Source organism: Sphingomonas canadensis, from assembly GCF_026013525.1.
Classification (GTDB): Bacteria; Pseudomonadota; Alphaproteobacteria; order Sphingomonadales; family Sphingomonadaceae; genus Sphingomonas; species Sphingomonas canadensis.
In genome coordinates this window covers 1-24,004 of the sequence record NZ_JAPDRA010000011.1, presented here as the reverse complement: position 1 = coordinate 24,004, position 24,004 = coordinate 1, and the positions used below count along the sequence as shown (strand labels likewise).

The window sequence follows — 24,004 nt, the reverse complement described above, 5'->3', positions numbered from 1 at the left end:
GAAGCCGCTGGCCCCGCAACCGGGAGCGATGGCGCGCTGGCAGTTCTGGGTGGATCGCGGGGGAACCTTCACCGATGTGGTGGCGGTGGACCCGGCCGGGCGGATGACGACCGCCAAGCTGCTTTCCGAAGATCCGGAGCATTATGACGATGCCGCGGTGGCCGCGATCCGCCGCCTGACCGGCGCGGGCGACGGGCCCCTGCCCCCTGCCGATATCCGCATCGGCACCACCATCGCCACCAACGCGCTGCTGGAGCGCAAGGGCGAGCCGGTGCTGCTGGCGATCACCCGCGGATTCGCCGACGCGCTGGCCATCGCCACGCAGGACCGGCCCGACATCTTCGCCCGCCATATCGTCAGGCCCGCGCCACTCAACGTCCGCACGCTGGAGATCGACGAGCGCGTCACGCACGAGGGCGAGGTGCTGCGCCCGATCGACCTGGCGGCGGCGCGCGCCGGGCTGAAGGCCGCATACGACGCCGGGCTGCGCGCAGTGGCGATCGCGCTGATGCACGGCTACCGCCACCCGGCGCATGAGGCCGCACTGGCGGCGCTGGCCAGCGAGACGGGCTTCACCCAGGTCTCGGTCAGCCATGAAACGGGTGCGCTGATCAAGCTGGTCGGGCGCGGCGATACCGCCGTGATCGACGCCTATCTCTCGCCGGTGCTGCGCCGCTATGTCGAGGGGCTGGCGGAGGCGCTGGGCGGCGCCGCGCCGCTGTTCATGCAGTCCAACGGCGGACTCGCGGCGGGGCGCAGCTTCCGCGGCAAGGACGCGATCCTCTCCGGACCCGCGGGCGGGATCGTCGGCATGGCGGAAACGGCGCGCGCGGCGGGGTTCGATCGCGTGATCGGCTTCGATATGGGCGGCACCTCCACCGATGTCTCGCTCTATGCCGGGCGGTACGAGCGCGACAATGAGACGATCGTGGCGGGCGCCCGCATCCGCGCGCCGATGCTGCGCATCCACACCGTGGCGGCAGGCGGCGGATCGGTATGCGGCTTCGCCGACGGGCGGATGCGCGTGGGGCCGGATTCGGCTGGCGCCGTCCCCGGCCCGGCATGCTACCGGCGCGGCGGCCCGCTGACCGTCACCGATTGCAACGTCGCGCTGGGCAAGGTGCAGCCGGATTTCTTCCCCGCCGTGTTCGGCTCCGCGGGCGACGCGCCGCTCGATCGTGCGGCATCGCTGGCGCGGCTGGAGGCGCTGGCGGCCGAGGCCGGGATGGCGCCCGAAGCGGCGGCCGAGGGGCTGGTGGCGATCGCGGTGGCCAGCATGGCGAACGCGATCAAGGCGATCTCCATCGCGCGCGGGCATGACGTCACCCGCTTCGCGCTGGCCTGCTTCGGCGGCGCCGGGGGGCAGCATGCCTGCCTGGTCGCCGATGCGCTGGGGATCGGCACGGTGATGATCCACCCGCTGGCGGGCGTGCTCTCCGCCTATGGCATCGGCATCGCGGCGCGGCGTGAGATGCGCGAGCGCACGGTGGAACTGGCGCTCGACGATCCCGCGCTGGGCGAGGCGGCGGCAGCACTGGGGGACGAGGCGCGGACGGCGCTGACGGCGCAGGGCGTGGCGGAAGAGGCGATCCGGATCGAGCTGACCGCACACCTGCGCACCATGGGCAGCGACAGCAGCATCCCGGTCTCCCTGGGCAGCGAGGAAGCGATGCGCGAGGCGTTCGGCGCGGCCTATCGCCAGCGCTTCGGCTATGATTTCCGGGGGACGCTGCTGGCAGACATGCTCCAGGCGGAGGCGATTGCGGAGGGCGGCGCGGCGGTGCCCCTGCCCCCGCTCCCGGCCCGCTCGGCCCCGCCCGTGGCGCGGGTGCGCTGCTATCTGGCCGGGGCATGGCATGACACGCCGGTATATGACCGTGCCGCGCTGGCGGCCGGAGCCGAGGTCGCGGGGCCGGCGCTGGTCAGCGATCCGGTGTCCACCACGGTGATCGAGCCCGGCTGGCAGGCGGAGGTGAACGGCGAAGGCAGCCTGATCCTCACGCGAAGCGCCGCAGAACCGGTTGCCGCGCGGTCTTCCAGCTCCGCGGGGAAGCCCGACCCCGTCCGCCTGGAGATCTTCGCGGGGCTGTTCATGGCCATCGCCGAGGAGATGGGCGCGGCGCTGCGGCATTCGGCTTCGTCGGTGAACATTCGCGAGCGGCTCGACTTCTCCTGCGCGCTCTTCGATGCGGAGGGCGCGCTGATCGCCAACGCGCCGCACATCCCGGTTCATCTGGGCTCCATGGGTGAGAGCATCCGCACCGTGATCGCGCGCCGCCGCGCAGACGGCCGCGGCATCCGCCCGGGCGACGTCTATGCGCTCAACGCCCCCTATCAGGGCGGCACCCACCTGCCCGACATCACCGTGATCCAGCCGGTGTTCACCGGCGGCACCGCGCCCGCCTTCTGGGTGGCGGCACGCGGGCATCATGCCGATGTCGGGGGGATCAGCCCGGGATCGATGCCCCCCGCCAGCCGCAGCATCGAAGACGAAGGCGTGATCCTGGACAATGTGCTGCTGGTCGAGGACGGGCGGCTGCGCGAGGCGGAAATTCGCGCGATCTTCGCCGCCGGGCCGCATCCGGCGCGCAACATCGATCAGAACATCGCCGACCTGGCTGCCCAGATCGCCGCCTGCGCGCGCGGGGCCGAGGGGCTGCGCCACGCCTGCACCGAACAGGGCGAGGCGGTGGTGCGCGCCTATATGGGCCATGTGCAGGACAGCGCCGAGGCCGCCGTCCGCCGGCTGATCCCGCGGCTAAAGAGCGGCAGCTTCGCCTGCGAGATGGACAGCGGCGCCACGATCCGGGTCGCCGTCACCGTGGGGAACGGCACGCTCGATTTCGATTTCGCCGGCACCAGCGCGCAGCAGCCGGACAATTTCAATGCCCCGCTCTCGGTCGTCCGCGCCGCCATACTCTACGTCATCCGCACGCTGGTGGACGAGGCAGTGCCGCTCAACGACGGATTCCTGCGGCCGGTGACGATCCGCGTGCCGGAGGGCTGCATGCTCAATCCGCGCTATCCCGCCGCGGTGGTCGCTGGCAATGTCGAGACCAGCCAGATGGTGACGGACACGCTGTTCGGCGCGCTGGGGGCATTGGCGGGATCGCAGGGGACGATGAACAACCTCACCTTCGGCAACGCGCGCCACCAATATTATGAGACGATCGCCGGCGGTTCGGGCGCGGGACCCGGCTTCGACGGCGCCGACGCGGTGCAGACGCACATGACCAACAGCCGCCTGACCGATCCCGAAGTGCTGGAAGCGCGCTTTCCCGTGCTGGTGGAGGAATTCGCGATCCGGCGCGGATCGGGCGGCGCGGGGCGCTGGCACGGCGGCGACGGGGCGGTGCGACGCATCCGCTTCCGCGAGGCGATGCACGCGGGCATCCTCTCCAACCGCCGCAGGATCGCGCCGTTCGGGCTGGCGGGCGGCGCGGACGGCCTGGCGGGCGTCAACCGCATCGAACGCACGGACGGCAGCGTGGAGACGCTCCCCGCCACCGCGTCGGCGGAGATGGCCCCCGGCGACGTCTTCGTGATCGAAACGCCCGGCGGCGGGGGGTACGGCAAGGCATGATGCATTATGTGCCGCTGCTGGGCATATTGGTGGTCGTCGCGGGCTTTGCGCTGCGGCTTAACCCGATGCTGGTGGTCACCGCCTCCGCGTTCGTCACCGGGCTGCTGGCGGGCATGGGGCCGGTGGAGGTGATCAAGACCTTCGGCAAGGCGTTCAACGACAACCGGATCATCGCGATCGTGTGGATCGTGCTGCCGGTGATCGGCATGCTGGAACGATACGGGCTGCAACAGCGCGCGCGGGCGGTGATCCTGGGCTTCCGCCGGGCGACCGCGGGGCGGCTGCTGGTCCTCTATCTCCTCTATCGCCAGTTCACCGCCGCGATCGGGCTGCATTCCACTGCGGGCCATCCACAGACGGTGCGCCCGCTGGTCGCCCCGATGGCGCTCGCGGCCGCCGAGAAGCAGCACGGCGCGCTGGACGAAGACACCGAGGAGGAGGTGAAGGCGATGGCCGCCGCCACCGACAATGTCGGGCTGTTCTTCGGCGAGGACATCTTCTTCGCGATCGGATCGATCGTGCTGATCCAGGCCACGCTGGCCACCTACAGGATCGAGCTGACCCCGCTCCAGCTCGCCGTCTGGGCAATCCCGACGGCGATCGCCGCCTTCCTGATCCACGGCCTGCGCCTGCTGCTGCTCGACCGGCGGCTGGGAGCGAAGCGGTGATCACGATCGAGTGGCTCTATGTCCTCGCGGGGCTCGCCTTCGCCGCCTACGCGGTGCTGAGCGCGCTGGACCGGAACAACGCGAAGCGGCTGGGCAACGCCGCCTTCTGGGGGCTGATGGCGCTCAGCCTGCTCGGCGGATCGTGGCTGGGGGATCTGGGCAACGGGTTGCTGGTGCTGGGGCTGGCGGGACTGGCGGGCTCCGGCGCCATGGGCCGCGGCGATCCGCCGACCACCAGCGACGCCGAGCGCGAGGCATGGAGCGCGAAGCTGGGCAACCGGCTGTTCCTGCCCGCGCTGGTGATCCCGGCCACCGCGCTGATTGGCACCCTGCTCTACAGCTACACCCCGCTCGCCCATTACCACCTGTTCCAGCCCAAGCGTGAGACCTATATCCTGCTGGGCCTGGGCGTGCTGCTGGCGCTGATCCTGATCTTCGCATGGCTGCGCCCGCCCGCGTCCGCGCCGTTGCAGGAGGGGCGCAGGCTGATCGATTCGATCGGCTGGGCGGCGGTGCTGCCGCAGATGCTGGCGGCGCTGGGCGTGGTCTTCGCCGCGGCGGGCGTGGGCAATATCGTGGGCGAGGCGACACGCGCCGCGATCCCGGAGGGCAGCGTGTTCCTGACGGTCGCCGTCTATGCGCTGGGGATGGCGGCGTTCACCATGGTGATGGGAAACGCCTTCGCGGCCTTCCCGGTTATGGCATCGGCGATCGGCGTGCCGTTGCTGATCCAGGGCTATGGCGGCGATGCGGCGGTGATCGGGGCGATCGGGATGCTTGCGGGCTTCTGCGGCACGCTGATGACGCCGATGGCGGCGAACTTCAACCTCGTCCCCGCCGCGTTGCTGGAGCTGCGTGATCGCAACGGCGTGATCCGCGCACAGGTCGCCACCGCCCTGCCCCTGCTCGCCGTAAATATCGGGCTCATCTATCTTTTCTGCTTTCGATGACCGCAGTCATCTTCGCTCAGGCCCGCGAGTTCGCCAGGCTGACGCTCTCCCATCTGGAGCAGCAATGGCCGTACAAGCTCGATCATGTGATGACCGGGCCGCAGGACGTGCGCGCGCCGGCGGACCTCCACCCGATCTTCCACGGCAGCTTCGACTGGCATAGCTGCGTCCATGGCTGGTGGCAGGTGATGCGGCTGATGCGCCGTTTCCCCGATCTGCCCGAGGCCGCCGCGATCCGCGAGAAGGCCGATCGCCTGCTGGTGCCGGAGAAGGTGGCGGGCGAGCTGGCCTATCTGGCCCGCCCCGCCAGCGCGGGGTTCGAACGGCCCTATGGCTGGGGATGGCTGCTCGCGCTGCACGGCGAGCTGGCGCGGCACGACGCGCCCTGGGCCGCCGCGCTGGAGCCGCTCGCCCGCGCCTTCGCCGCGCGGTTCACGGCCTATCTGCCCCGGCTGACCTATCCGATCCGCGTGGGCACGCATTTCAACACCGCCTTCGCGCTGATCCACGCGCACGGCTGGGCGCTGCGGCACGATCCCGCGCTGGCGGCGCTGATCGCCGGGCGGACGCTGGATTGGTTCGGCGCGGACCGCGGCTGCACCGCGTTCGGCGAGCCGGGCGGCGACGAGTTCCTCTCGCCCGCGCTCACCCAGGCGCTGCTGATGGCGCGCATCCTGCCGCCGGCGGACTTCTCCGCCTGGTTCGATGCTTTCCTGCCCGAAGTCCCCGCCACGCTGCTGGCCCCCGCCCATGTCTCAGATCGCAGCGACGGCAAGATCGCCCATCTCGACGGGCTGAACCTCAGCCGCGCATGGTGCTGGACGGGCATCGCCGAAGCGCTCGGCACGGAGCACTCCGTCCATGCGACCGCGCAGGAAGCCGCCGCGCGCCATCTGGACGCCAGCCTGCCCCATCTGGCGGACGACTATATGGGCACCCACTGGCTCGCCAGCTTCGCGCTGCTCGCGCTCGACGGCGAACGCTGAGCGCTACATCGGCACCGCCTTCCATCCCGCATAGGGGTTCGGCCCCGGCGGCTTGGGCGGCGGCGGCGGGGGTGGCGGCAGCGGTCGCGCCTTGGGCGGTGCCGGCGGCGGAGGCGGCGGCACATAGGGCACGGTGAGATAGAGGTTCAGCGGCCGGTCATAGCCGCCGGAATCGCCCGTTCCGCCTTGCCCGCTTCCTCCACTGCCTCCGCTTCCGCCGCTACCCGCGCCGCCACCTCCGCCAGACGATCCGCCGGAAATCTCGGTGACCTGCACGTCCTGGCGCTTCAGCTTCCCGTCCAGCTCGGCGATGTTCCGGTCGATCGCCGCCATCTGGGCCTCATAGGCCGCCTTGCTTGCTGCGGCCTGCTCGCGCGACTTCTGCTCCTGCTCGGCCCTCAGCGCCTCGCCGCGCTTCAGATTCTCGGTACGCAGCTTCTCGCGCATCGCGACGCTTTCCGGCGTGAACGCGGCCAGCGCGACGCGGTTCGCCAGCGCGCGTTCCTGCTCGCGCTTGGCCTCCCACGCCGCGTTGGATTGCTGCACGCCCTGGTAGATACCCTGGAAGATGCCGTTCCAGAACTGGCTACGCGCCTCCTTGCGCCGCCGCGCCTCCGCCTGGGCGGCATATTGCGGGGCGAAATACTGGTTCCGGGCGGCAAAATAGTTCTGGTACAGCGCCTCGCGCAGCTTTTCGTTGCTACGCTTGTGATAGATCGCGTTCATGTCGGCGTCCGATAACCGCCGGAGGCGCGAGAACTGGCTGCGCAACAGGATCGCGCTCAGATTCGAACCTCCCCCGATCTGGAGCGAGCCCGGCGGCGCCAGATAGTTGATGCCAGACAATCCCGGCACCTTTTCGTATAATGACACAGCCACATCGCCCACGAATTCGAAGGTGACGCATCGCAGCGGCGCCGCGACCTGTTGGACCATCGACATGCTGGGGTCGAACATCGTCTCGACCTCGATCTGATAGGGCGACGGCCGCCCGGTGCAGCCCGGCGTGATCGCATAACGGCCCGCGATCTGGGCATCGCCCGCCTCGGTCTCATATCGTGCATAGGGCTCGAAGCCGCCGCCGGATGCCGGAATGGCCCCGAAGATGAAGCCCGATCCCTTGCTCGCCATCCCCAGGAAACGCCCGCGGCCGGGCACATAGAGCGTCGCGCCTTCAGGGCCGTTGGGATAGAAATTGTCGCGCTTGTTGATCCAGGCGCTGCTGTACTGGAAATCGTGGCGGAGCGCGTGTCCACGCGGCCCCATGACCACTACCAGCGGCGTCCGTACCGGCTGATATTCGTCGGTGGGCTTCCAATATTCGTCCATCGCGAACAGGCTGGAAACGCCCTGCGCCGTCACCTGGCGCCCCTGGAGCCGATATGCCGGCCCCCATTCGATCGCCAGGCTGCCCTTGCGCACATTCACCTGGCCGACCCAATAGCTGCCGTCCGCGAGCCGCAGCAGCGCGTGGCTCTGGATATATTTGGCGCCCTTCGGGCAGGTAATGAACGGAAAACGCGCCGCCACCACCGCGTTATCCGGCACCCCTGCCGCATAGCCGAACGTGATCTGCACGGGGCCGCTGTGCCCCTGCCCTTCGCAGAAGAACTTGCCCGAGGCGGCATAGGCCCCGCGCTTGTCCGCCTTCAGTTCGAAATGCTGGCTGACGGCAGGCTTCCAGCGATTGTTCACCGCGGCGAACGTGTCTGCACTCAACATGTCGACGGATCTGACCTGCTTCGCCATCTCCACCAGCAGGCGATCCCCCCAGCTCTGGCGGCCAGCAATCTTGATGCGCGGCAGAACATAGCGGATGCCAGCCTCAACCTCACGCGGATCGGATGATCCCATCGCCGGCTGGGCTTCGGCCGTCCCCCCGGCCCCCATCCAAGCCACCACGCCGAGCGCGGCGCCGAGCGCCGCCATTCCGATCCGCCTGGGCTTCACGCCACATCCTCCCACGATACCGGCAGCGCCCTGACGCTACCGTAACGAAGGAAGGATCGCACAGGCGGCCACACCTCGCAACGCAGCGGAACGCCCGCGGCCGACGGTGCGCCCGCAGGCGCGTGATCAACGCTGTGGAGAAAATGGCGCGCCCGGAACGATTCGAACGTCCGACCCTCAGATTCGTAGTCTGATGCTCTATCCAGCTGAGCTACGGGCGCGTGGGAGAGCGGCACATAGAAGCGGTCGCGCCGGAGCGCAACCCCTGTTTCGACACCTTTTTCACCTTATCCCCGCGGGGCCGCCGCGCCGCCCGCGCATCGCCGTTGCGCGCGCCACCGCAGGCGCATAGAGCAGTGGTGATGCGCAGCCTCGCCCTCCTCCTGCCCGTTGCCGCCACGCTGTCGGCGTGTACCGCGCCGGACGGCGAATATCCCTCGCTGCTGCCGCGCCCGATCGAATCGCAGGGGATGGCGGAGCCCGATCGCCCCGCCCCCGTGGCGCCCCCCGATCCCGCGCTGGATGCGCAGGCAACCGCCGCGCTCGCCGGTATCGACGCCGCCCGCAGCGAATTCGCCAGCGCCGCCCAGGCGGCCGAGGCAAGCATCGCCGTGGCGCGCGGCCTGCCCGAGGGATCGGAGCCCTGGCTGAACGCCCACAAGGCACTGGCCCGGCTCGGGCTGCGCCGCTCGGCCGTGCTCGATACGCTCCAGGACCTGGAGGAGGTGGCCATCGCCCGGGGCAAACAGGGCCTTCCCCCCTATCCCGCGATCGACGCCGCCATCGCGAGCCTGACCGTGGTCGCCACCGAACAGGACGCCCGCATCACCGCGCTCGAAGCCGCGCTCGCCGGGCGCTGACGAACACCGCCGGGCCGCCGCGGCCCGGCTCCCGCCGATCCGGAAACGAAAAGGGCGCGGCCACCCGGGGGTGACCGCGCCCTTTTGCTGCCGTGGCGGAGCGGCCGGGGCCGCTCCGGACGGGATCAGTTCTTCACGCCCGCGGCCGCAGCCACCTCGGCGGCGAAGTCGCTCTCTTCCTTGGCGATGCCCTCGCCGAGCTGGAAGCGGACATAGTCCTTGAGCACGATCGCGGTACCGGCGTCCTTGGCCGCCTTGGCCACCACGTCGCCGACCGGGGTCTTGTTGTCGATCACGAAGAGCTGGCTGAGCAGCGCGTTCTCCTTGGCGAACTTCTTCACCGCACCGTCGAGCATCTTCTCGATGATGTCGGCGGGCTTGCCGCTCTCGGAGGCCTTCTCGGCCGCGATCGCGCGCTCGCGCTTCAGGATCTCGGGATCGAGGCCCTCTTCGTTCAGCGCCAGCGGGAAGGCGGCGGCGATGTGCATCGCGATCTGCTTGCCCAGCGGCTCCAGCACGTCGACGCCCGCGTCCGATTCGAGCGCGACGAGCACGCCGATCTTGCCCAGGCCCGGGGCCGCGGCATTGTGGACATAGGGGATCACGGCGCCGGCGGCGACCGAGAGCACCTTCGCGCGGCGCAGGTTCTGGTTCTCGCCGATCGTCGCGACATTGTTGGTCAGCGCATCCGCCACCGACACGCCCGACGGCATCGTCGCGGCCTTCAGCGCCTCGATGTCCTCGCCGGTCTCGAGCGCCAGCGCGGTCACGTCGCGGACGAACGCCTGGAACTGCTCGTTCTTGGCGACGAAGTCGGTCTCGGAGTTGACCTCAACGGCCGCGCCCTTGGTGCCCGCGACGGCGATGCCGACGAGGCCCTCGGCCGCGGTGCGGCTCGACTTCTTGGCGGCGGCGGCCAGGCCCTTGGCGCGCAGCCAGTCGCTGGCGGCTTCCATGTCGCCGTTGGTCTCGGCCAGCGCCTTCTTGCAGTCCATCATGCCGGCGCCGGAGCGCTCGCGCAGTTCCTTCACGGCGGATGCGGTGATCTCGGCCATCGTGCTTTCCTTTACTCTCGTGAGCCTGTGCGGCTCCAACGGGTTACATAGCGAACCGTTCGCCCTGAGCCTGTCGAAGGGCCGTCCGTCCTCTTCGTTACAAGAGAAAGACGGTGCTTCGACAAGCTCAGCACGAACGGAAAAAAGTCGAGCTTGTCGAAACGCCTCAGGCGTCGAGCTGGCGCTCGGTCTCCACCGCCTCGACGGCGACCTCGGCCACGGCCGGCTCGACCGGCGGCTCGGCCATCGCGCCGAAATCCACGCCCGAGGAGACGAAGGCGTCATGCCCGCCGCGGGTGGCGGCGATGGCGATCGCCTCGCAATAGAGGCGGATCGCGCGGCTCGCGTCGTCGTTCGCGGGCACCGGGAAGGCGATGCCGTCCGGGCTCACGTTCGAATCGAGGATCGCGACGACCGGGATGCCCAGCGTGTTGGCTTCCTTGATCGCCAGCTCTTCCTTGTTCGCGTCGATCACGAACATGATGTCGGGAACGCCGCCCATGTCGCGGATGCCGCCCAGCGACAGCTCCAGCTTGTCGCGCTCGCGGGTCAGGTTCAGCACTTCCTTCTTGGTCAGGCCGTGCGTGTCGCCCGAAAGCTGCTCCTCAAGGCTCTTGAGGCGCTTGATCGACTGGCTGATGGTCTTCCAGTTGGTGAGCATGCCGCCCAGCCAGCGGTGGTTGACGAAGTGCTGGCCGGACTTGCGCGCCGCCTCGGCGATCGCTTCCTGGGCCTGGCGCTTGGTGCCGACGAACAGCACCTTGCCGCCGGCGGCGACCGTGTCCGACACGAACTGGAGAGCGCGCGCGAAGAGCGGCACGGTCTGCGACAGGTCGATAATGTGGACGCCGTTGCGATCGCCGAAGATGTAGGGCTTCATCTTCGGGTTCCAGCGGTGCGTCTGGTGGCCGAAATGCGCGCCCGATTCGAGCAACTGCTGCATGGTGACGACGGGTGCCGCCATAGGGATAACTCCTTCCGGTTGAGCCTCTGGGAAGCGCGCACCCCCGCGGACGAGGGCACCGGTCTATGTTGCTTCCCATGCGGGTTTGAGGGCGCGCCCATAGCGCCCGGCTGGAAGAAAGGCAAGCTCTCTAGCCTGGGGATATCTAGCCTGGGGATATGCTGCCCCCCCGATTGCTGCATGATAGCCCGTCTGTAATTCGAGGGGGGAATAGATCATGTTTAGTGCATATAGCACCGGGGCACTGATCGGCGGGCTTATCGCCATCTACGTCCTGCACATGTTATGGGAATTCATCCTCTTCAAGAGAGTTTTCAACGATCCCGTTGCGGGAAAGCTGCTGTCGGTCGTCGCGGCTTATTGCACCTCAAGCGCGATCTATGGGTTCGCTGCCGCCAATGGCGGCCCTTACCGGTGGGACGGATTCACCGCCTATCTGATCCCGGCATTGGTCGTCGGCATATTCGCCGGCCTGCGCGGAATGAGGCTCAGGAAGGAGATCGAGGCCGAAGAAGCCTGATTCCGGCCTCTGCCACAGCGGCCAGTTCGCAGCCGCCGACCCATAATCCTCTTTTGTTCCATTTTGCGCTTGACCAATGGAACATGAACGGAACATAAAGTGCCCATTCGGGAACGAGGGGGAACGGAACATGGCCGCGCTTCTGGGAATGGCTTTCTTCGCTGGCGTGCTGGCGATTTCGGTGTGGTCGATCGTCGCCACGGTTCGGCCGCGGCTGGGGCGGATTTTGTTCCTGCTCGAATATGGCCCGGTGATCGGCGCCGAACTGCCCCCCGCCCCGCGCGTTCGTGCGGCTATGCGCCCGGTTCCCCAGGCGCGGCCGGCGTACCGGCCGGAGCTTCGGCAAGCCGCCTGATCCGCGCATACCGGCGCATCGCGAGCGGGATCGACGCCAGGTACAGCAGCATCACGACCGAGAGCGCCGGCCAGGGCGCCGACACGATCGCCGCCGCGACGACGACGAGCAGCACCACCACCTCGAAGCGGACGCGCTCCTTCACCCGGATCGACGCCGCCGACCAGGTCGCCACGCTCGACACCATCAGCAGCGCGACCAGCGCAGTCCACGGCCCGACGAGCCAGGGCTGGCGGAACAGCGGGTCCTCGCTCCAGATCCACAGATAGAGCGGCGCGAGCGCGAGCATGGCGCCCGCCGGGGCGGGAACCCCGGTGAGGAAGCCCGCGGACTTGTGCGGCTGATGATCCAGGTCGATCTGGGCGTTGAAGCGCGCGAGCCGCAGCGCACAGCACAGCGCATGGACCAGCGCGATCATCCAGCCATAGCCGCGCAGGTTCTGCAGCGACCAGAGATAGAGCATCACCGCCGGCGCCACGCCGAACGCGATCACGTCCGACAGGCTGTCCAGCTCCGCTCCGAACCGGCTTTCGCCGCGCATGAAGCGGGCGATGCGCCCGTCGATCCCGTCGAGCAGCGCGGCCGCCAGGATCATCACCACCGCGACCTCCCACTGGCCGTTGATCGCGAAGCGGATGCTGGTCAGTCCCACGCACAGCGCGAGCGCGGTGACGACATTGGGCGGGATAGCGCGCAGCGGAATGCCGCCGCGCCCGCGGGGAACCATGATGCGGCCGCGGGCGCGGGGCGCGCGGCTCACTGGATCACGCCCTTCACCGGCTCGCCGCCAAGGCGCGCGATCACCGTCTCCCCCGCCACGGCCCGCTGGCCCAGCGCGACCGCGGGCGCATAGCCTTCGGGCAGGAACACGTCGACGCGGCTGCCGAAGCGGATCAGCCCGACGCGCTGGCCGGCCACCACCATGTCCCCGGGCTTCACGAAGCCCACGATCCGCCGCGCCACCAGCCCGGCGATCTGGGTGAAGCCGACGCGCAGCCCGTGGCGGTCCTCCACCACGAAATATTGCCGCTCATTCTCCTCGCTCGCCTTGTCGAGATCGGCGTTGAGGAACTTGCCGGAGACATAGACGAGCTGACGCACCTCGCCCGTGATCGGCGTGCGGTTCACATGCACGTCGAACACGCTCATGAAGATCGACACGCGCACCATCGGCGCATCGCCCAGCGCGCCCTCCCCGGCCAGCTCGCGCGGCACGGGCACGCGCTGGATCATCGTCACCAGCCCATCGGCGGGCGATACGAGCAGCCCCTCGCCCTGCGGCGTGGCGCGTTCCGGATCGCGGAAGAATGCCGCCACGCCCAGCGTGAGGAACACCAGCGGCCAGGTGATATAGCTCCAGACGAACAGGCTCACGAGCGCGATCACCCCGGCGATCAGCACATATTTACGGCCTTCGGGATGGATCGGTGGAAAGCGCCATTTGATGATGGGCGTGCCGGGCTCCGGCGTGTCTTGCGATGCCATTGGCGCGCTGTAGCCGCGCGACCGCCGCAAAGCTAGTGTATTGCCCGAACAACACGCCAGGACTATGCCGTGGCGCAGGCACTACGGCCGGGAGGAAAGATGCGTATCGTCACAACCGCCAGGATCGCCGGGCTGCTCTATATGATCGTGGTCGCGACGGGGATGTTCAGCCTGGCCTATGTGCCGTCGCAGATCATGGTCGATGGCGATATGGCCGCGAGCATCCGCAACATCGCCGCGCAGGAGGCGCTGTTCCGCGCCGGAATCGCGGCGGGGATCGTCTGCTATCTGGCCTTCCTGCTGCTGCCCGTCGCGCTCCACCGGCTGCTGGAGCCCGCGGGGCCGCTCGCCGCGCGGCTGATGCTGCTGTTCGCGGTGGTGAGCGTGTCGATGGCGCTGCTCAACCTGGGCCGCCGCCTCGACATGCTGCGTGCGATAGAGGCGGGCGCGGCGGTGCCCGATGTCGCGGCGATCGCCGGCGCCTATTCCAGCGGGATGATGATGGTGCAGATATTCTGGGGCCTGTGGCTGCTGCCGCTGGGCTATCTGATCGTGCGCGCGGCGCCGATCCCGCGCCTGCTGGGCGTGCTGCTGATCCTTGGGTGCCTGGGCTATCTGGTGAGGGTGGCGGTGTTCGTGCTGGCGCCGGAGCTGGGATCGGCCGCCTGGATGCAGTTCGTGCCGCTCCCCGCGGCCGCCGGCGAGATCGGGACCGCCCTCTGGCTGCTGATTGCGGGCGCCCGGCCCTGCGCACCGCTTGATCACCCCGCGCCTTCCTCCTAGACGCACCGCCAAACCTCCCGAACAACAGGATGTGAGCATGGCGAAGATCAAGGTGCTGACCCCGGTCGTCGAGATCGACGGCGACGAAATGACGCGGATCATCTGGCAGTGGATCCGCGAGCGCCTGATCCTCCCCTATCTCGACATCGAGCTGAAGTACTACGACCTGTCGGTCGAGAAGCGCGACGAGACCAACGACCAGATCACCATCGATAGCGCCAACGCGATCAAGCAATATGGCGTGGGCGTGAAGTGCGCCACCATCACGCCGGACGAGGCGCGCGTTAAGGAGTTCAATCTCAAGGAGATGTGGAAGTCGCCGAACGGCACGATCCGCAACATCCTGGGCGGCGTGGTGTTCCGCGAGCCGATCGTGATCTCCAACGTGCCGCGCCTGATCCCGGGCTGGACCAAGCCGATCGTGGTGGGCCGCCACGCCTTTGGCGACCAGTATCGCGCCACCGATTTCGTGGTCCCCTCCTCGGGCAAGCTGCGCCTGGTGTGGGAAGGCGACAACGGCGAGAAGATCGATCGCGAGGTGTTCAACTTCCCCGGCGGCGGCGTCGCGATGGCGATGTACAACCTGGACGACTCGATCCGCGATTTCGCTCGTGCGTCGTTCAACTATGGCCTCAACCTCAAGTGGCCGGTGTATCTCTCCACCAAGAACACGATCCTCAAGGCCTATGACGGCCGTTTCAAGGATCTGTTCCAGGAGGTGTTCGACACCGAGGGCTATGCCGCGAAGTTCAAGGAAGCCGGCATCGTCTATGAGCACCGCCTGATCGACGACATGGTCGCCAGCGCGCTCAAGTGGAGCGGCGAGTTCGTCTGGGCCTGCAAGAACTATGACGGCGACGTCCAGTCGGACCAGGTGGCTCAGGGCTTCGGCTCGCTGGGCCTGATGACCTCGGTGCTGATGTCGCCGGACGGCAAGACGATCGAGGCAGAGGCGGCGCACGGCACCGTCACCCGCCACTATCGCCAGCACCAGCAGGGCAAGGCGACCTCGACCAATCCGATCGCGTCGATCTTCGCCTGGACCGGCGGCCTCAAGTTCCGCGGCAAGTTCGACGGCACGCCCGACGTGACCCGCTTCGCCGAAACGCTGGAGCGCGTGTGCATCGAGACCGTCGAATCGGGCGCGATGACCAAGGACCTGGCGATCCTGATCGGCCCGGACCAGCCGTGGATGACCACCGAGCAGTTCTTCGAGGCGATCCGCGTCAACCTGGAAGCCGCGATGGCCAAATGGGCCTGATCGCCGCCACCGTCGCGTGAAAGGAAAAGCCCCCGGGGATACCCTCCCCGGGGGCTTTTTCCTGGCGGCGGCATGCTCCGGCCGGTTCGCCTGCTATTCGCCCCGGCGCCCCATCGCGCGCATCCTGGCGACCCAGCCCGCGCGCGTCTCCGCGCTCGATCCCTCGACCAGCCCGAACACGGTGGTTCGCACCGGCCGGATGCCGACGAACTCCAGGATGTTGCGCTTCAGGCTCAGCAGGCTGTGGGCGCGGAACCAGATGCGATAGACCAAGCCGGGCATTCCCATTGTCACCACCACGCGCGCGGACTTGCCCTTCAGCACCGGCTTCATCGCGGCATCGGCCGCGATCGCATAGCCGGGGCGCGCCACCTGTTCGAGGAAACCCTTGAGCAGCGCGGGCATGTCGCCCAGCCACAATGGATAGAGGATCACGATATGATCCGCCCAAGCGATAACCTCCTGCGCGGCAATGATATCGGCGACAGGCGTTCCCGTCTTCCAGTCGGCCGGGCTGCGGAGCAACGGAAAGTCCAGCCGCGCGAGATCGATGCGGCGCACCGCATGGCCCCCCGCCTCGGCACCCTCGGCATAGGCGACCGCCAGGGCATGGACGAAACGGGCCGGATCCGGGTCGGGATGGGCATCGATCAGGGCGATTTTGCGGGGCATGGCGAACCTATCCGGCATACCGGGCCGGTCCGCCATCGGTAGAGCCCCGTAACGGTTGGGCTACCTGCCCTGGAACGCTGGCTTGCGCTTCTGGAGGAAGGCCATGCCACCCTCCATCGAATCGCTGGTGCCGCGCACGGCGCGCTGGGCCTCCGCCTCCCTGCCCATGGCGGTGGCCAGATCGGTGCTGAAGGCCGCCTGCACATTGCGCCGCATCAGGCCCAGCGCGACGGTGGGGCCGGCCGCCAGCCGTTCGGCCAGCGCCCATCCGGCCGCGTCGAGCGCGTCGTCCGCCGCCACCGAATGGATCATGCCCCATTCCAGCGCCCGGGCCGCGGGCACGCGCTCGCCCAGCATCATCATTTCCAGCGCGCGGGCGCGGCCGATCAGGCGCGGCAGCATCCAACTCGCGCCGCCATCGGGCACCAGCCCGATGTTGACGAAGGCCTGGAGGAAATAGGCGGTCTCGCTCGCCACGCAGAAATCGGCGGCCAGCGCCAGGCTGCACCCGATTCCCGCCGCCGCGCCGCGCACGGCGCTGACCACCGGCACGTCGAGCGCCGCGATCGCCTCCAGCGCCGGATTATAATGTTCGGTCAGCGCGGCATAGGTCGCGGCGGCGGGATCGCCCGCGCCCAGCGCGCCGCCGGCGATGTCCGCGCCCGAACAGAACGCCCTTCCCGCCCCCTGGAACAACACTGCGCGCGCGCCCTCCAGCGCGGCCAGCACCGCGGCGATCTCGTCGAACATCGCGGCCGGTGCCGCGTTCAGCCGTTCCGGCCGGTTTAGCGTGATGGCAAGCACGTCGCCGCGTGCTTCGACGAGAATATGTTCGTAGGCCACTGCCTCTCCTTCCGGTTGCGGCTTCAGGTTGCGATGGGTGCCGCGTGCGTGGCATACCGCATCCACGAAAATTTAGGAGAGGGTCAATGGCCACCGCGATCAAGCAGCAGTCGAAGGTCAGCGAAGCCGAATGGGCCGCACGCCAGCAGCTTGCCGCCTGCTACCGCGTCTTCGATATGCTCGGATGGTCCGAGCTGATCTACAACCACATCACGCTGCGCGTTCCGGGGGAAGAAAACGCCTTCCTGATCAACCCCTATGGCCTGCATTTCAGCGAGGTGACCGCCTCCAACCTCGTCAAGATCGATATCGAGGGCAACAAGCTGTGCGACAGCCCCTATCCGGTGAACCTGGCGGGCTTCACCCAGCATTCGGTGTTCCACCGCGACCTGCCCGATGCGCATTGCATCGCGCATACCCATACCACGGCCGGGATGGCGGTCAGCGCGATCGAGGGCGGGCTCCAGCCGCTCAACTTCTATTCCTGCTTCCTGATGGGCCATATCGCCTACCATGATTTCGAAGGCATCACGGTGCGCTCCGAAGAGGGCGTGCGCCTGGTCGAGAATCTGGGCGACAAGCGGGTGATGTTCCTGAAGAACCACGGCATCCTGGTGATGGGCCAGACAGTGCCGGAGGCCTTCATGAAGCACTGGCTGCTCCAGCGCGCCTGCGAGATCCAGCTCGATATCCTCAAGACGGGGGTCAAGCCGGTCGTGGTGCCGCCGGAGGTGGTGGCCGTGCATCAGCGCGACATGAGCAAGGTGGCGCTGCCCGGCGGCTTCGGCGCGCCCGATTTCGCCGCGATGGTGCGGCTGGCCGACCGGATCGACAAGGGCTGGCGCGAGTGAGCCCCGGCTACCCGAAGCGGTAGCCCGACACCGCCCAGCCGAACACCGCGCTGCGATGATCGAGCCGCGCCGGCCCCTCTCCGCCCGCGCCGAGCGCAACCATCAGCGGCAGCAGATGCTCCTCGCGCGGATGCGCGAAGCGGGCGAAGGGCAGCGCTTCCCATGCCGCCACGCGCGCCGCGCGGCGGGCAGGATCGGGATCGGTGGCCGCGTCGGTCAACGCCGCGTCCCACAACGCCGCCCGATCCGTGACATGCGGACCGCGTTCGCGCAGGTTGTGGAAGCTCATGCCCGAGCCGACGATCAGCACGCCTTCGTCGCGTAGCGGCGCCAGCGCGCGGCCCATCGCGATATGCGCTTCCGGATCGAGGTCGCGGCGCAGCGAGAGCTGGGCCAGCGGGATTTCCGCGCCCGGCACCGCGACCTTCATCGGGATGAAGACGCCATGGTCCCACCCGCGCTCGCGCTCCTCACCCGCGGGGAAGCCGGCCGCCGACAGCAGCTCCGCCGCACGCAGCGCCACATCGGGGGCGCCCGGCGCGTCCCAGCGCAGGCGATAGGTATGCTCGGGGAAGCCGTAATAGTCGAAATAGAGCGGCTGGCCGCTGCCGGTATGGACGGTGGCCTGCGGCTCCTCCCAATGGCCGGACACCAGCAGGATGGCGCGCGGACGTTCCGGAAGGCTCTCGATCAGCCCGGCCAGATAGGCCTGCATCGGGCGCCATGTCGGGTCGGGCGGGCCGCCCGCCGGGTCCATGAAGAAGCAGGGGCCGCCGCCGTGCGGGATGAACAGGGTGGGAAGTGTCATGCCCGTCATGTCGGCCCTGCCGGCGCAGGACACAATGGCGGTTGCGGAAACGGCGCGTTTCCGTCCGCGTGCCCCGGCGCTTTGATCCCGGCGTCCCTGCCAGCTATGGTCGGCGCGGCATGACTCGCTTCACCGTCAACAACCAGCCCGTCGAGTATAAGCTGGACCCGCAGACGCCGCTGCTGTGGGCGCTGCGCGACGCATCCAACCTGACCGGCACCAAATATGGCTGCGGCACCGGCGATTGCGGCGCCTGCACCGTGGATGTGGACGGATCGGCGCGGCTGGCCTGCCGCGAGCCGATCGGGGGGCTGGAGGGCACCTTCATCACCACGATCGAGGGGCTGTCGTCCGATCGCTCGCATCCGGTGCAGGAGGCGCTGATCGCCGGCAACGTGCCCCAGTGCGGCTATTGCATCCCCGGCGTGGTGATGGCCGCGTCGGTGCTGTTGCGCACCAACCGCAACCCCAGCGAGGACGACATCAAGGCGGCGATCCCCAACATCTGCCGGTGCGGCATCTATCCGCGCCTGCTCGACGCGATCGAGCTGGCGGCGCGGATCGCCCGGGGCGAGGCCCCCTGAAGCCGGCAAAGCTTACAACTGACTTTCACTACAGTTCAGCAACAAGTCAGCTTGGTTACCATAGAGCAACCTTCATAAGAAATCCGGCGCGATTGCCGGGTCGGGAGACCAGAGGAATGCTCAAGCCCATTATCGCGGCGCTGGTTGCCGCAAGTGCACTCGTCCCCGCTTCCGCGCTCGCCCAGGATGGCCGCGGCTGGCGTGGCGGCGAAAACCGTGGCGGCCATCGCGCCGAGGGTCGCGGCTCGTCCGACGATAGCGGCGGATGGCGTTCGCAAGCGCCTCAGCGCAGCCGGCCCCAATCGAGCCAGCCCCAGTCGAGCCAGCCCAGCGCGCCTCCTCAGCGTTCGCAGTGGAACGGCGGCAGCAACAACGGCGGCCAGCCGCGCTGGAACGGTAATGGCGGCGGCAACGGCGGCAATCCGCCGGTTGCGCGCGGCAACAACGGCGGCAGCGCTCCCATGTGGAACGGCAACGGCGGCGGCAACAGCGGCGGTCAGCGCTGGGGCGGCAATGGCGGCCGCGGGCAGCCCGGCCAGTCCAGTTCGAACGGCGGCGGCAGCAGTGGCGGCCAGCGCTGGGGCGGCAACGGCGGGCGTGGCGGCGGTCAGAGCAGCCAGGCCGGCCCCAACGGCGGACGCAGCGGCGGCCAGCCCGGCTGGAACGGCGGGAACAATGGCGGCAACGGCGGCGGCCAGCGCTGGAACGGCAATGGCGGCCGCAGTGGCGGCCAGCCGGGCTGGAACGGCAACCGTGGCGACGGGCGTCGCGACGGCGGCTGGAACAACGGCGGCGGCAACCGCGGCAACTGGAACGGCAACGGCGGCGGCCGGCGCTACAACGACTGGCGCGACGACTCGCGCTGGAGCGGCGCGCTGAGCGACCGGCGGAGCTGGACGCGCAACTGGCGCGACGATCGCCGCTATGACTGGCGCGGCCATCGCAGCCAGTATCGCAACTACTATCGCCTGCCGCGCTACTATGCGCCCAGCGGCTGGGGATATGGCTACACCCGGTTCTCGATCGGCTTCACGCTCGCGTCGCTGCTGTTCGCGCCGGATTACTGGATCAACGATCCGTGGTACTATCGCCTGCCGCCGGCCTATGGGCCGTACCGCTGGGTGCGCTACTACAACGACGCCGTTCTGGTGGACATCCGCTCGGGCATGGTCGTCGACGTGATCTACGACATCTTCTGGTAGGTTCGTCACCGCAGGTGGCATCGGGAGGCCCGGCCGCGCAATCGCACGGCCGGGCCTCCTTGCGTCGCGCCCCGGGACAGGCCCCCGCCGCGTCCACCGCACCACGGGCGACACGGGGACTTGCATTCGCCGGGACAGACGGCAAGATTCGCCGCCATGAGCCTGCTGTTCCGCAAGAATCCCGGCCAAAGCTCCACCCGCGCCCGCGTGAGCCGCGACGTGGCCGCCCGGCTGGAAGCCAATCCCTTCATCAAGCGCGCCCCGGCGCAGGGCGCGCAGATCTATCTCTTCCACAATTACCTGCGCGACGAAGACTGCGACATGCTGATGGGGCTGATCGATTCGAACCGGCGCCCCTCCACGCTGCTCTCCGCCAGCCAGGACCCGGAGTTCCGCACCAGCGAGAGCTGCGACCTCAATCGCCACGCCGACGAGGTGCGCCCGATCGACGAAGGGCTCGCCGCGCTGCTGGGCGTGCCGCCCGAACATGGCGAGACGATGCAGGGCCAGCGCTATGCCCCCGGCCAGCAGTTCCGCGCGCATTGCGACTATTTCCATGAAGGCGAGAGCTATTGGCCCGCGATGCAGGCGCAGGGCGGCCAGCGCACCTGGACGACGATGATCTACCTCAACGATGTCGAGGAAGGCGGCGCCACCTGGTTCCCCCGAGCGGGCATCCGCATCGCCCCCCGGCGCGGCACGCTGCTCATCTGGAACAACATGCTCCCGGACGGCAGCCCCAATTACGACACGCTGCATGAGGGCATGAAGGTGGTGAGCGGCACCAAATATGTGATCACCAAATGGTTCCGCGAGAACCCCTGGGTGCAGGGCTCCTTCACCTCCTATTACGGCAACGTCCGGATGACCTGAGCGGGGCCGCGGCGCGGCGTTCGCCGCCCCGCCCCTTGCAATCCCCGCCGCGCGTGCAACAGACTTGTCGCGTGCAGATTCACACCCTTCCCCATCCTAACCCGGCGCGCAGGCGATGAAGGCCGCGCTGGACGTCGAGCGATCGATCCTGGGCCAGGCCTGGCGCTGGCGCGGGCTGATGGCGGACGCGCGCGATCCCGGCTTCGCGCCCGACGATCTGGTGACCCAACTCCTGCTCGCGCGCGGCTGCCCGCGCGACGAGCTGGAGCGGCATCGCGCGCCCAGCATCCGCGCGTTTATGCCCGATCCCTCGATCTTCCGCGACATGGACCTCGCCGCGCGCCGGCTGGCCGATGCGGTGGAGGCGCGCGAGCAGGTCGCGATCTTCGGCGACTATGATGTCGATGGCGCCACCTCCGCCGCGCTGCTGATCCTGCTGCTGCGCGCGCTGGGGCTGGAGGCGCGGCCCTATATCCCGGACCGGCTGATGGAGGGCTACGGCCCCTCCGGCGAGGCGCTGGTTCGGCTGGGCGGCGAAGGCGCGCGGCTGATCGTCACCGTCGATTGCGGCGCGCAGGCGTTCGAGGCGCTGGCTATGGCGCGCGATGCGGGCGTGGAGGTGATCGTCTGCGATCATCACAAATGCGCGACCGAGCTGCCCGCCGCCTTCGCGCTGGTGAACCCCAACCGGCTGGACGAGGGCGAAGGCGCCGCGCACGGACATCTGGCGGCGGTCGGCGTCGCCTTCCTGCTGGGCGCGGCGCTGATCCGCGAGCTGCGCGGGCGCGGCTATTTCAAGGGCGCGGAGGAACCCCGGCTGCTCGACCTGCTCGATCTGGTCGCGCTGGGCACGGTGGCGGACGTCGCCCAGCTAAAGGGGCTCAACCGCGCATTCGTCGCCCAGGGGCTGAAGGTGATGGCGCAGCGGCGCAACCCGGGCATGAACGCGCTGATCGGCGCCTCCCGCCTCACCCGCGCTCCGACCGCGAGCGACCTGGGCTTCGCGCTGGGGCCGCGGATCAACGCGGGCGGCCGCGTCGGGCGTTCCGATCTAGGCGTGCGGCTGCTCACCACCCAGGACCCGGACGAGGCGCGCGCCATCGCCGCCGAGCTGGACCGGCTGAACGAGGAACGCCGCGCGATCGAGGCCGAGGTACAGCAGGCGGCCGAGGCGCTGACCGCCGCCAAGGGCAATCGCGCGGTGGCGGTGCTGGCCGGCCACGGCTGGCACCCCGGCGTGATCGGCATCGTCGCGGGGCGGATCAAGGAGAAGCTGGGCCGCCCGGCGATCGTGATCGCGGTGGACGATCATGGCATCGGCAAGGGATCGGGCCGCTCCATCCCCGGCGTCGATCTGGGCGCGGCGGTGCTGGCGGCGAAGGATCGCGGCATGCTGATCGCGGGCGGCGGCCATGCCATGGCGGCGGGCGTGACGCTGAACGCCGACGCGATCGAGCCTTTCGCCGACTTCCTGGAAGAGATGCTGGCGGAGCGGATCGCCGCGGCGATGGGCGAACGCGCGCTGCTGCTCGACGCCGTGGTCGCACCCGGCGGGGTGAACCCGGCGCTGGTGGAGGCGATGGAGGCCGGCGGCCCCTATGGCATGGGCTGGCCCGCGCCGCGGGTCGCCACCGGTCCGGTGCGCGTGATCAAGGCCGATGTGGTGGGCACCGGCGGGCACGTCCGCGCGATCGTGGCGGGCGACGACGGGCGCAGCCTCAAATCGGTCGCCTTCCGCCAGGCCGAGAGCGAACTCGGCCAGGCGCTGCTTTCCGCCCCGCCCCACCGCAAGCTGTGGCTGGCGGGCCGCGCCAGGATCGACGATTGGGGCGCCCGGCCCGCCGCCGAGCTGCATATCGACGACGCCGCCTGGGCGGATTGAGGAGGCGGCCATGTTCTTGACCCTGTCCCGTAAAATGTATCCGGTTGGTATGAGAGGGATCTGGCAAGATCGAAGCTGAGCGAGCTGGAGATTTTGTCGATGAAGAAGTCGAAGTTCACGGGCGAGCAGATCGCGTTCGCGCTGCGCCAGGCCGAGGTGGGCACGCCGGTTGCGGAGGTATGCCGGAAGATGGGTGTATCCGAAGCGACCTTCTATCGCTGGAAGCAGTTGTACGGCGGGCTGGGTCCGTCGGAGCTGCGCAAGATGCGGCAGCTCGAGGAAGAGAACCAGAAGCTGAAGAGGCTGGTCGCCGATCTGTCGCTGGACAAAGCCATGCTCCAGGAGGTTCTGGCAAAAAAAGCTTAGCGCCTGGCCGGCGTCGGGAGATCGTGCACTGGGTGCAGGACCGCTATGGCGTGAGCGAGCGCCGTGGCTGTGCCGCCTTGCGGTTCGATCGACGCATGCACCGGTACCGTTCGGTGCGTCCCGACCAGGCGCCACTTCGCCAACGGATCAAGGAGATCGCCGAGGCGCGCGTGCGCTATGGCTATCGGCGTATCCACGTGCTGCTCAGGCGCGAGGGCTGGCCGGTGAACGTGAAGCGCGTTCGACGGCTGTATCGCATGGAAGGCCTTAATCTGCGGGCCAAAAGACCGCGCCGGCATGTGATGGCGGCGCGGCGCGTGGAACGCCCGCTGGCGTCACAGCCGAACGAGATCTGGGCGATGGACTTCGTCTCGGACGCGCTGTTCAACGGCAAGCGGTTCCGCGCGCTGACCGTGGTCGATGCCTATACCCGCGAGTGCCTGGCGATCCACGTAGACCAGGGCATCAAGGGTGAGCAGGTCGTCGATGTCATGGATCGGCTG

22 protein-coding genes, 1 tRNA gene and 1 pseudogene are annotated in these 24,004 nt (G+C 68.8%); 15 read left to right on the top strand and 9 right to left on the bottom strand.

Annotated elements, in window-relative coordinates; translation table 11 throughout:
• Positions 1-28: 28 nt before the first annotated feature.
• The 4 genes from OM513_RS17770 to OM513_RS17755 are packed head-to-tail and all read left to right on the top strand — an operon-like array spanning position 29 to position 6,187.
• A complete protein-coding gene (locus tag OM513_RS17770) occupies positions 29-3,583 on the top strand; it encodes a hydantoinase B/oxoprolinase family protein (RefSeq protein WP_264946070.1) in 3,555 nt (1,184 codons plus the stop codon).
• On the top strand, positions 3,583-4,251 hold the full coding sequence (locus OM513_RS17765; RefSeq protein WP_264946068.1) for a DUF969 domain-containing protein: 669 nt from the start codon (positions 3,583-3,585) through the stop codon (positions 4,249-4,251). The genes OM513_RS17770 and OM513_RS17765 overlap by 1 nt, the downstream gene beginning before the upstream one ends.
• Complete coding sequence (locus tag OM513_RS17760) at positions 4,248-5,201, top strand: DUF979 domain-containing protein (RefSeq protein WP_264946067.1); 954 nt, start codon at positions 4,248-4,250, stop codon at positions 5,199-5,201. The genes OM513_RS17765 and OM513_RS17760 overlap by 4 nt, the downstream gene beginning before the upstream one ends.
• Entirely contained in the window at positions 5,198-6,187 is a 990-nt protein-coding gene (locus OM513_RS17755) for a DUF2891 domain-containing protein (RefSeq protein WP_264946065.1), read from the top strand. The genes OM513_RS17760 and OM513_RS17755 overlap by 4 nt, the downstream gene beginning before the upstream one ends.
• A 3-nt stretch (positions 6,188-6,190) precedes the next feature.
• On the opposite strand, the gene OM513_RS17750 is transcribed toward OM513_RS17755, so the two are convergent.
• A complete protein-coding gene (locus tag OM513_RS17750) occupies positions 6,191-8,137 on the bottom strand; it encodes a hypothetical protein (protein WP_264946064.1) in 1,947 nt (648 codons plus the stop codon).
• Between the two features lie 144 nt (positions 8,138-8,281).
• Positions 8,282-8,358 (bottom strand) — tRNA-Arg (locus OM513_RS17745).
• 141 nt (positions 8,359-8,499) lie between these two features.
• Here OM513_RS17745 and OM513_RS17740 point away from each other — a divergent pair.
• Entirely contained in the window at positions 8,500-8,997 is a 498-nt protein-coding gene (locus tag OM513_RS17740; RefSeq protein WP_264946063.1) for a hypothetical protein, read from the top strand.
• A gap of 125 nt (positions 8,998-9,122) precedes the next feature.
• Here OM513_RS17740 and tsf read toward each other — a convergent pair whose 3' ends face one another.
• Together tsf and rpsB are read right to left on the bottom strand one after the other, a co-directional pair.
• A complete protein-coding gene (tsf, locus tag OM513_RS17735) occupies positions 9,123-10,052 on the bottom strand; it encodes a translation elongation factor Ts (RefSeq protein ID WP_264946062.1) in 930 nt (309 codons plus the stop codon).
• 166 nt (positions 10,053-10,218) lie between these two features.
• Entirely contained in the window at positions 10,219-11,016 is a 798-nt protein-coding gene (gene rpsB / locus OM513_RS17730) for a 30S ribosomal protein S2 (protein ID WP_264946060.1), read from the bottom strand.
• 217 nt (positions 11,017-11,233) lie between these two features.
• Between rpsB and OM513_RS17725 the strand changes: the two genes are divergently transcribed.
• Positions 11,234-11,536, top strand: coding sequence for a hypothetical protein (locus OM513_RS17725; RefSeq protein WP_264946058.1), 303 nt, complete (start codon positions 11,234-11,236; stop codon positions 11,534-11,536).
• Between the two features lie 130 nt (positions 11,537-11,666).
• Positions 11,667-11,891: a hypothetical protein gene (locus tag OM513_RS17720; RefSeq protein ID WP_264946057.1), complete on the top strand. Its 225-nt coding sequence runs from the start codon at positions 11,667-11,669 to the stop codon at positions 11,889-11,891.
• Here OM513_RS17720 and pssA read toward each other — a convergent pair.
• Together pssA and OM513_RS17710 are read right to left on the bottom strand one after the other, a co-directional pair.
• Positions 11,830-12,618: a CDP-diacylglycerol--serine O-phosphatidyltransferase gene (gene pssA / locus OM513_RS17715; protein WP_264946232.1), complete on the bottom strand. Its 789-nt coding sequence runs from the start codon at positions 12,616-12,618 to the stop codon at positions 11,830-11,832. The genes OM513_RS17720 and pssA overlap by 62 nt on opposite strands.
• Positions 12,619-12,647: 29 nt before the next feature.
• Entirely contained in the window at positions 12,648-13,376 is a 729-nt protein-coding gene (locus tag OM513_RS17710; protein ID WP_264946056.1) for a phosphatidylserine decarboxylase, read from the bottom strand.
• A 99-nt stretch (positions 13,377-13,475) separates the two neighbouring features.
• On the opposite strand from OM513_RS17710, the gene OM513_RS17705 reads away from it, so the two are divergent.
• Complete coding sequence (locus OM513_RS17705; RefSeq protein WP_264946055.1) at positions 13,476-14,159, top strand: DUF4386 domain-containing protein; 684 nt, start codon at positions 13,476-13,478, stop codon at positions 14,157-14,159.
• Positions 14,160-14,196: 37 nt separating this feature from the next.
• The gene (locus OM513_RS17700; protein WP_264946054.1) at positions 14,197-15,420 is read left to right on the top strand and encodes an NADP-dependent isocitrate dehydrogenase; all 1,224 of its coding nucleotides are present in this window, start codon (positions 14,197-14,199) and stop codon (positions 15,418-15,420) included.
• A 93-nt stretch (positions 15,421-15,513) separates the two neighbouring features.
• Here the strand turns inward: OM513_RS17700 and OM513_RS17695 are convergent, their stop codons facing one another.
• Together OM513_RS17695 and OM513_RS17690 are read right to left on the bottom strand one after the other, a co-directional pair.
• Complete coding sequence (locus OM513_RS17695; RefSeq protein WP_264946053.1) at positions 15,514-16,092, bottom strand: NAD(P)H-dependent oxidoreductase; 579 nt, start codon at positions 16,090-16,092, stop codon at positions 15,514-15,516.
• A 60-nt stretch (positions 16,093-16,152) separates the two neighbouring features.
• A complete protein-coding gene (locus OM513_RS17690) occupies positions 16,153-16,935 on the bottom strand; it encodes an enoyl-CoA hydratase-related protein (RefSeq protein WP_264946051.1) in 783 nt (260 codons plus the stop codon).
• Positions 16,936-17,021: 86 nt separating this feature from the next.
• Between OM513_RS17690 and OM513_RS17685 the strand changes: the two genes are divergently transcribed.
• The gene (locus tag OM513_RS17685; RefSeq protein WP_264946050.1) at positions 17,022-17,786 is read left to right on the top strand and encodes a class II aldolase/adducin family protein; all 765 of its coding nucleotides are present in this window, start codon (positions 17,022-17,024) and stop codon (positions 17,784-17,786) included.
• 7 nt (positions 17,787-17,793) lie between these two features.
• Here OM513_RS17685 and OM513_RS17680 read toward each other — a convergent pair whose 3' ends face one another.
• The gene (locus OM513_RS17680) at positions 17,794-18,594 is read right to left on the bottom strand and encodes a DODA-type extradiol aromatic ring-opening family dioxygenase (RefSeq protein ID WP_264946049.1); all 801 of its coding nucleotides are present in this window, start codon (positions 18,592-18,594) and stop codon (positions 17,794-17,796) included.
• A gap of 119 nt (positions 18,595-18,713) precedes the next feature.
• Between OM513_RS17680 and OM513_RS17675 the strand changes: the two genes are divergently transcribed.
• The 5 genes and pseudogenes from OM513_RS17675 to OM513_RS17655 all read left to right on the top strand — a co-directional run.
• Complete coding sequence (locus OM513_RS17675; RefSeq protein ID WP_264946048.1) at positions 18,714-19,178, top strand: (2Fe-2S)-binding protein; 465 nt, start codon at positions 18,714-18,716, stop codon at positions 19,176-19,178.
• A 116-nt stretch (positions 19,179-19,294) separates the two neighbouring features.
• Entirely contained in the window at positions 19,295-20,380 is a 1,086-nt protein-coding gene (locus OM513_RS17670; RefSeq protein WP_264946046.1) for an RcnB family protein, read from the top strand.
• A gap of 156 nt (positions 20,381-20,536) precedes the next feature.
• Positions 20,537-21,253 carry a prolyl hydroxylase family protein gene (locus tag OM513_RS17665; protein WP_264946044.1) on the top strand — a complete coding sequence of 239 codons (717 nt, stop codon included), beginning with the start codon at positions 20,537-20,539 and terminating at the stop codon, positions 21,251-21,253.
• Between the two features lie 115 nt (positions 21,254-21,368).
• On the top strand, positions 21,369-23,135 hold the full coding sequence (gene recJ / locus OM513_RS17660; RefSeq protein ID WP_264946043.1) for a single-stranded-DNA-specific exonuclease RecJ: 1,767 nt from the start codon (positions 21,369-21,371) through the stop codon (positions 23,133-23,135).
• A 99-nt stretch (positions 23,136-23,234) separates the two neighbouring features.
• A pseudogene (locus OM513_RS17655) lies at positions 23,235-24,004 on the top strand (IS3 family transposase); the annotation flags it as partial.

Excerpts from the sequence above, each read along its gene's own strand:
- OM513_RS17665 (WP_264946044.1), top strand. The coding sequence starts at position 20,537 with ATGAGCCTGCTGTTCCGCAAGAATCCCGGCCAAAGCTCCACCCGCGCC.
- OM513_RS17700 (WP_264946054.1), top strand. The coding sequence starts at position 14,197 with ATGGCGAAGATCAAGGTGCTGACCCCGGTCGTCGAGATCGACGGCGAC.
- OM513_RS17710 (WP_264946056.1), bottom strand. The coding sequence starts at position 13,376 with ATGGCATCGCAAGACACGCCGGAGCCCGGCACGCCCATCATCAAATGG.
- OM513_RS17720 (WP_264946057.1), top strand. The coding sequence starts at position 11,667 with ATGGCCGCGCTTCTGGGAATGGCTTTCTTCGCTGGCGTGCTGGCGATT.
- OM513_RS17755 (WP_264946065.1), top strand. The coding sequence starts at position 5,198 with ATGACCGCAGTCATCTTCGCTCAGGCCCGCGAGTTCGCCAGGCTGACG.
- rpsB (WP_264946060.1), bottom strand. The coding sequence starts at position 11,016 with ATGGCGGCACCCGTCGTCACCATGCAGCAGTTGCTCGAATCGGGCGCG.
- OM513_RS17680 (WP_264946049.1), bottom strand. The coding sequence starts at position 18,594 with ATGACACTTCCCACCCTGTTCATCCCGCACGGCGGCGGCCCCTGCTTC.
- OM513_RS17685 (WP_264946050.1), top strand. The coding sequence starts at position 17,022 with ATGGCCACCGCGATCAAGCAGCAGTCGAAGGTCAGCGAAGCCGAATGG.
- OM513_RS17675 (WP_264946048.1), top strand. The coding sequence starts at position 18,714 with ATGACTCGCTTCACCGTCAACAACCAGCCCGTCGAGTATAAGCTGGAC.
- OM513_RS17705 (WP_264946055.1), top strand. The coding sequence starts at position 13,476 with ATGCGTATCGTCACAACCGCCAGGATCGCCGGGCTGCTCTATATGATC.
- OM513_RS17770 (WP_264946070.1), top strand. The coding sequence starts at position 29 with ATGGCGCGCTGGCAGTTCTGGGTGGATCGCGGGGGAACCTTCACCGAT.
- OM513_RS17740 (WP_264946063.1), top strand. The coding sequence starts at position 8,500 with ATGCGCAGCCTCGCCCTCCTCCTGCCCGTTGCCGCCACGCTGTCGGCG.
- OM513_RS17725 (WP_264946058.1), top strand. The coding sequence starts at position 11,234 with ATGTTTAGTGCATATAGCACCGGGGCACTGATCGGCGGGCTTATCGCC.
- pssA (WP_264946232.1), bottom strand. The coding sequence starts at position 12,618 with ATGGTTCCCCGCGGGCGCGGCGGCATTCCGCTGCGCGCTATCCCGCCC.
- recJ (WP_264946043.1), top strand. The coding sequence starts at position 21,369 with ATGAAGGCCGCGCTGGACGTCGAGCGATCGATCCTGGGCCAGGCCTGG.
- OM513_RS17765 (WP_264946068.1), top strand. The coding sequence starts at position 3,583 with ATGCATTATGTGCCGCTGCTGGGCATATTGGTGGTCGTCGCGGGCTTT.
- OM513_RS17695 (WP_264946053.1), bottom strand. The coding sequence starts at position 16,092 with ATGCCCCGCAAAATCGCCCTGATCGATGCCCATCCCGACCCGGATCCG.
- OM513_RS17670 (WP_264946046.1), top strand. The coding sequence starts at position 19,295 with ATGCTCAAGCCCATTATCGCGGCGCTGGTTGCCGCAAGTGCACTCGTC.
- tsf (WP_264946062.1), bottom strand. The coding sequence starts at position 10,052 with ATGGCCGAGATCACCGCATCCGCCGTGAAGGAACTGCGCGAGCGCTCC.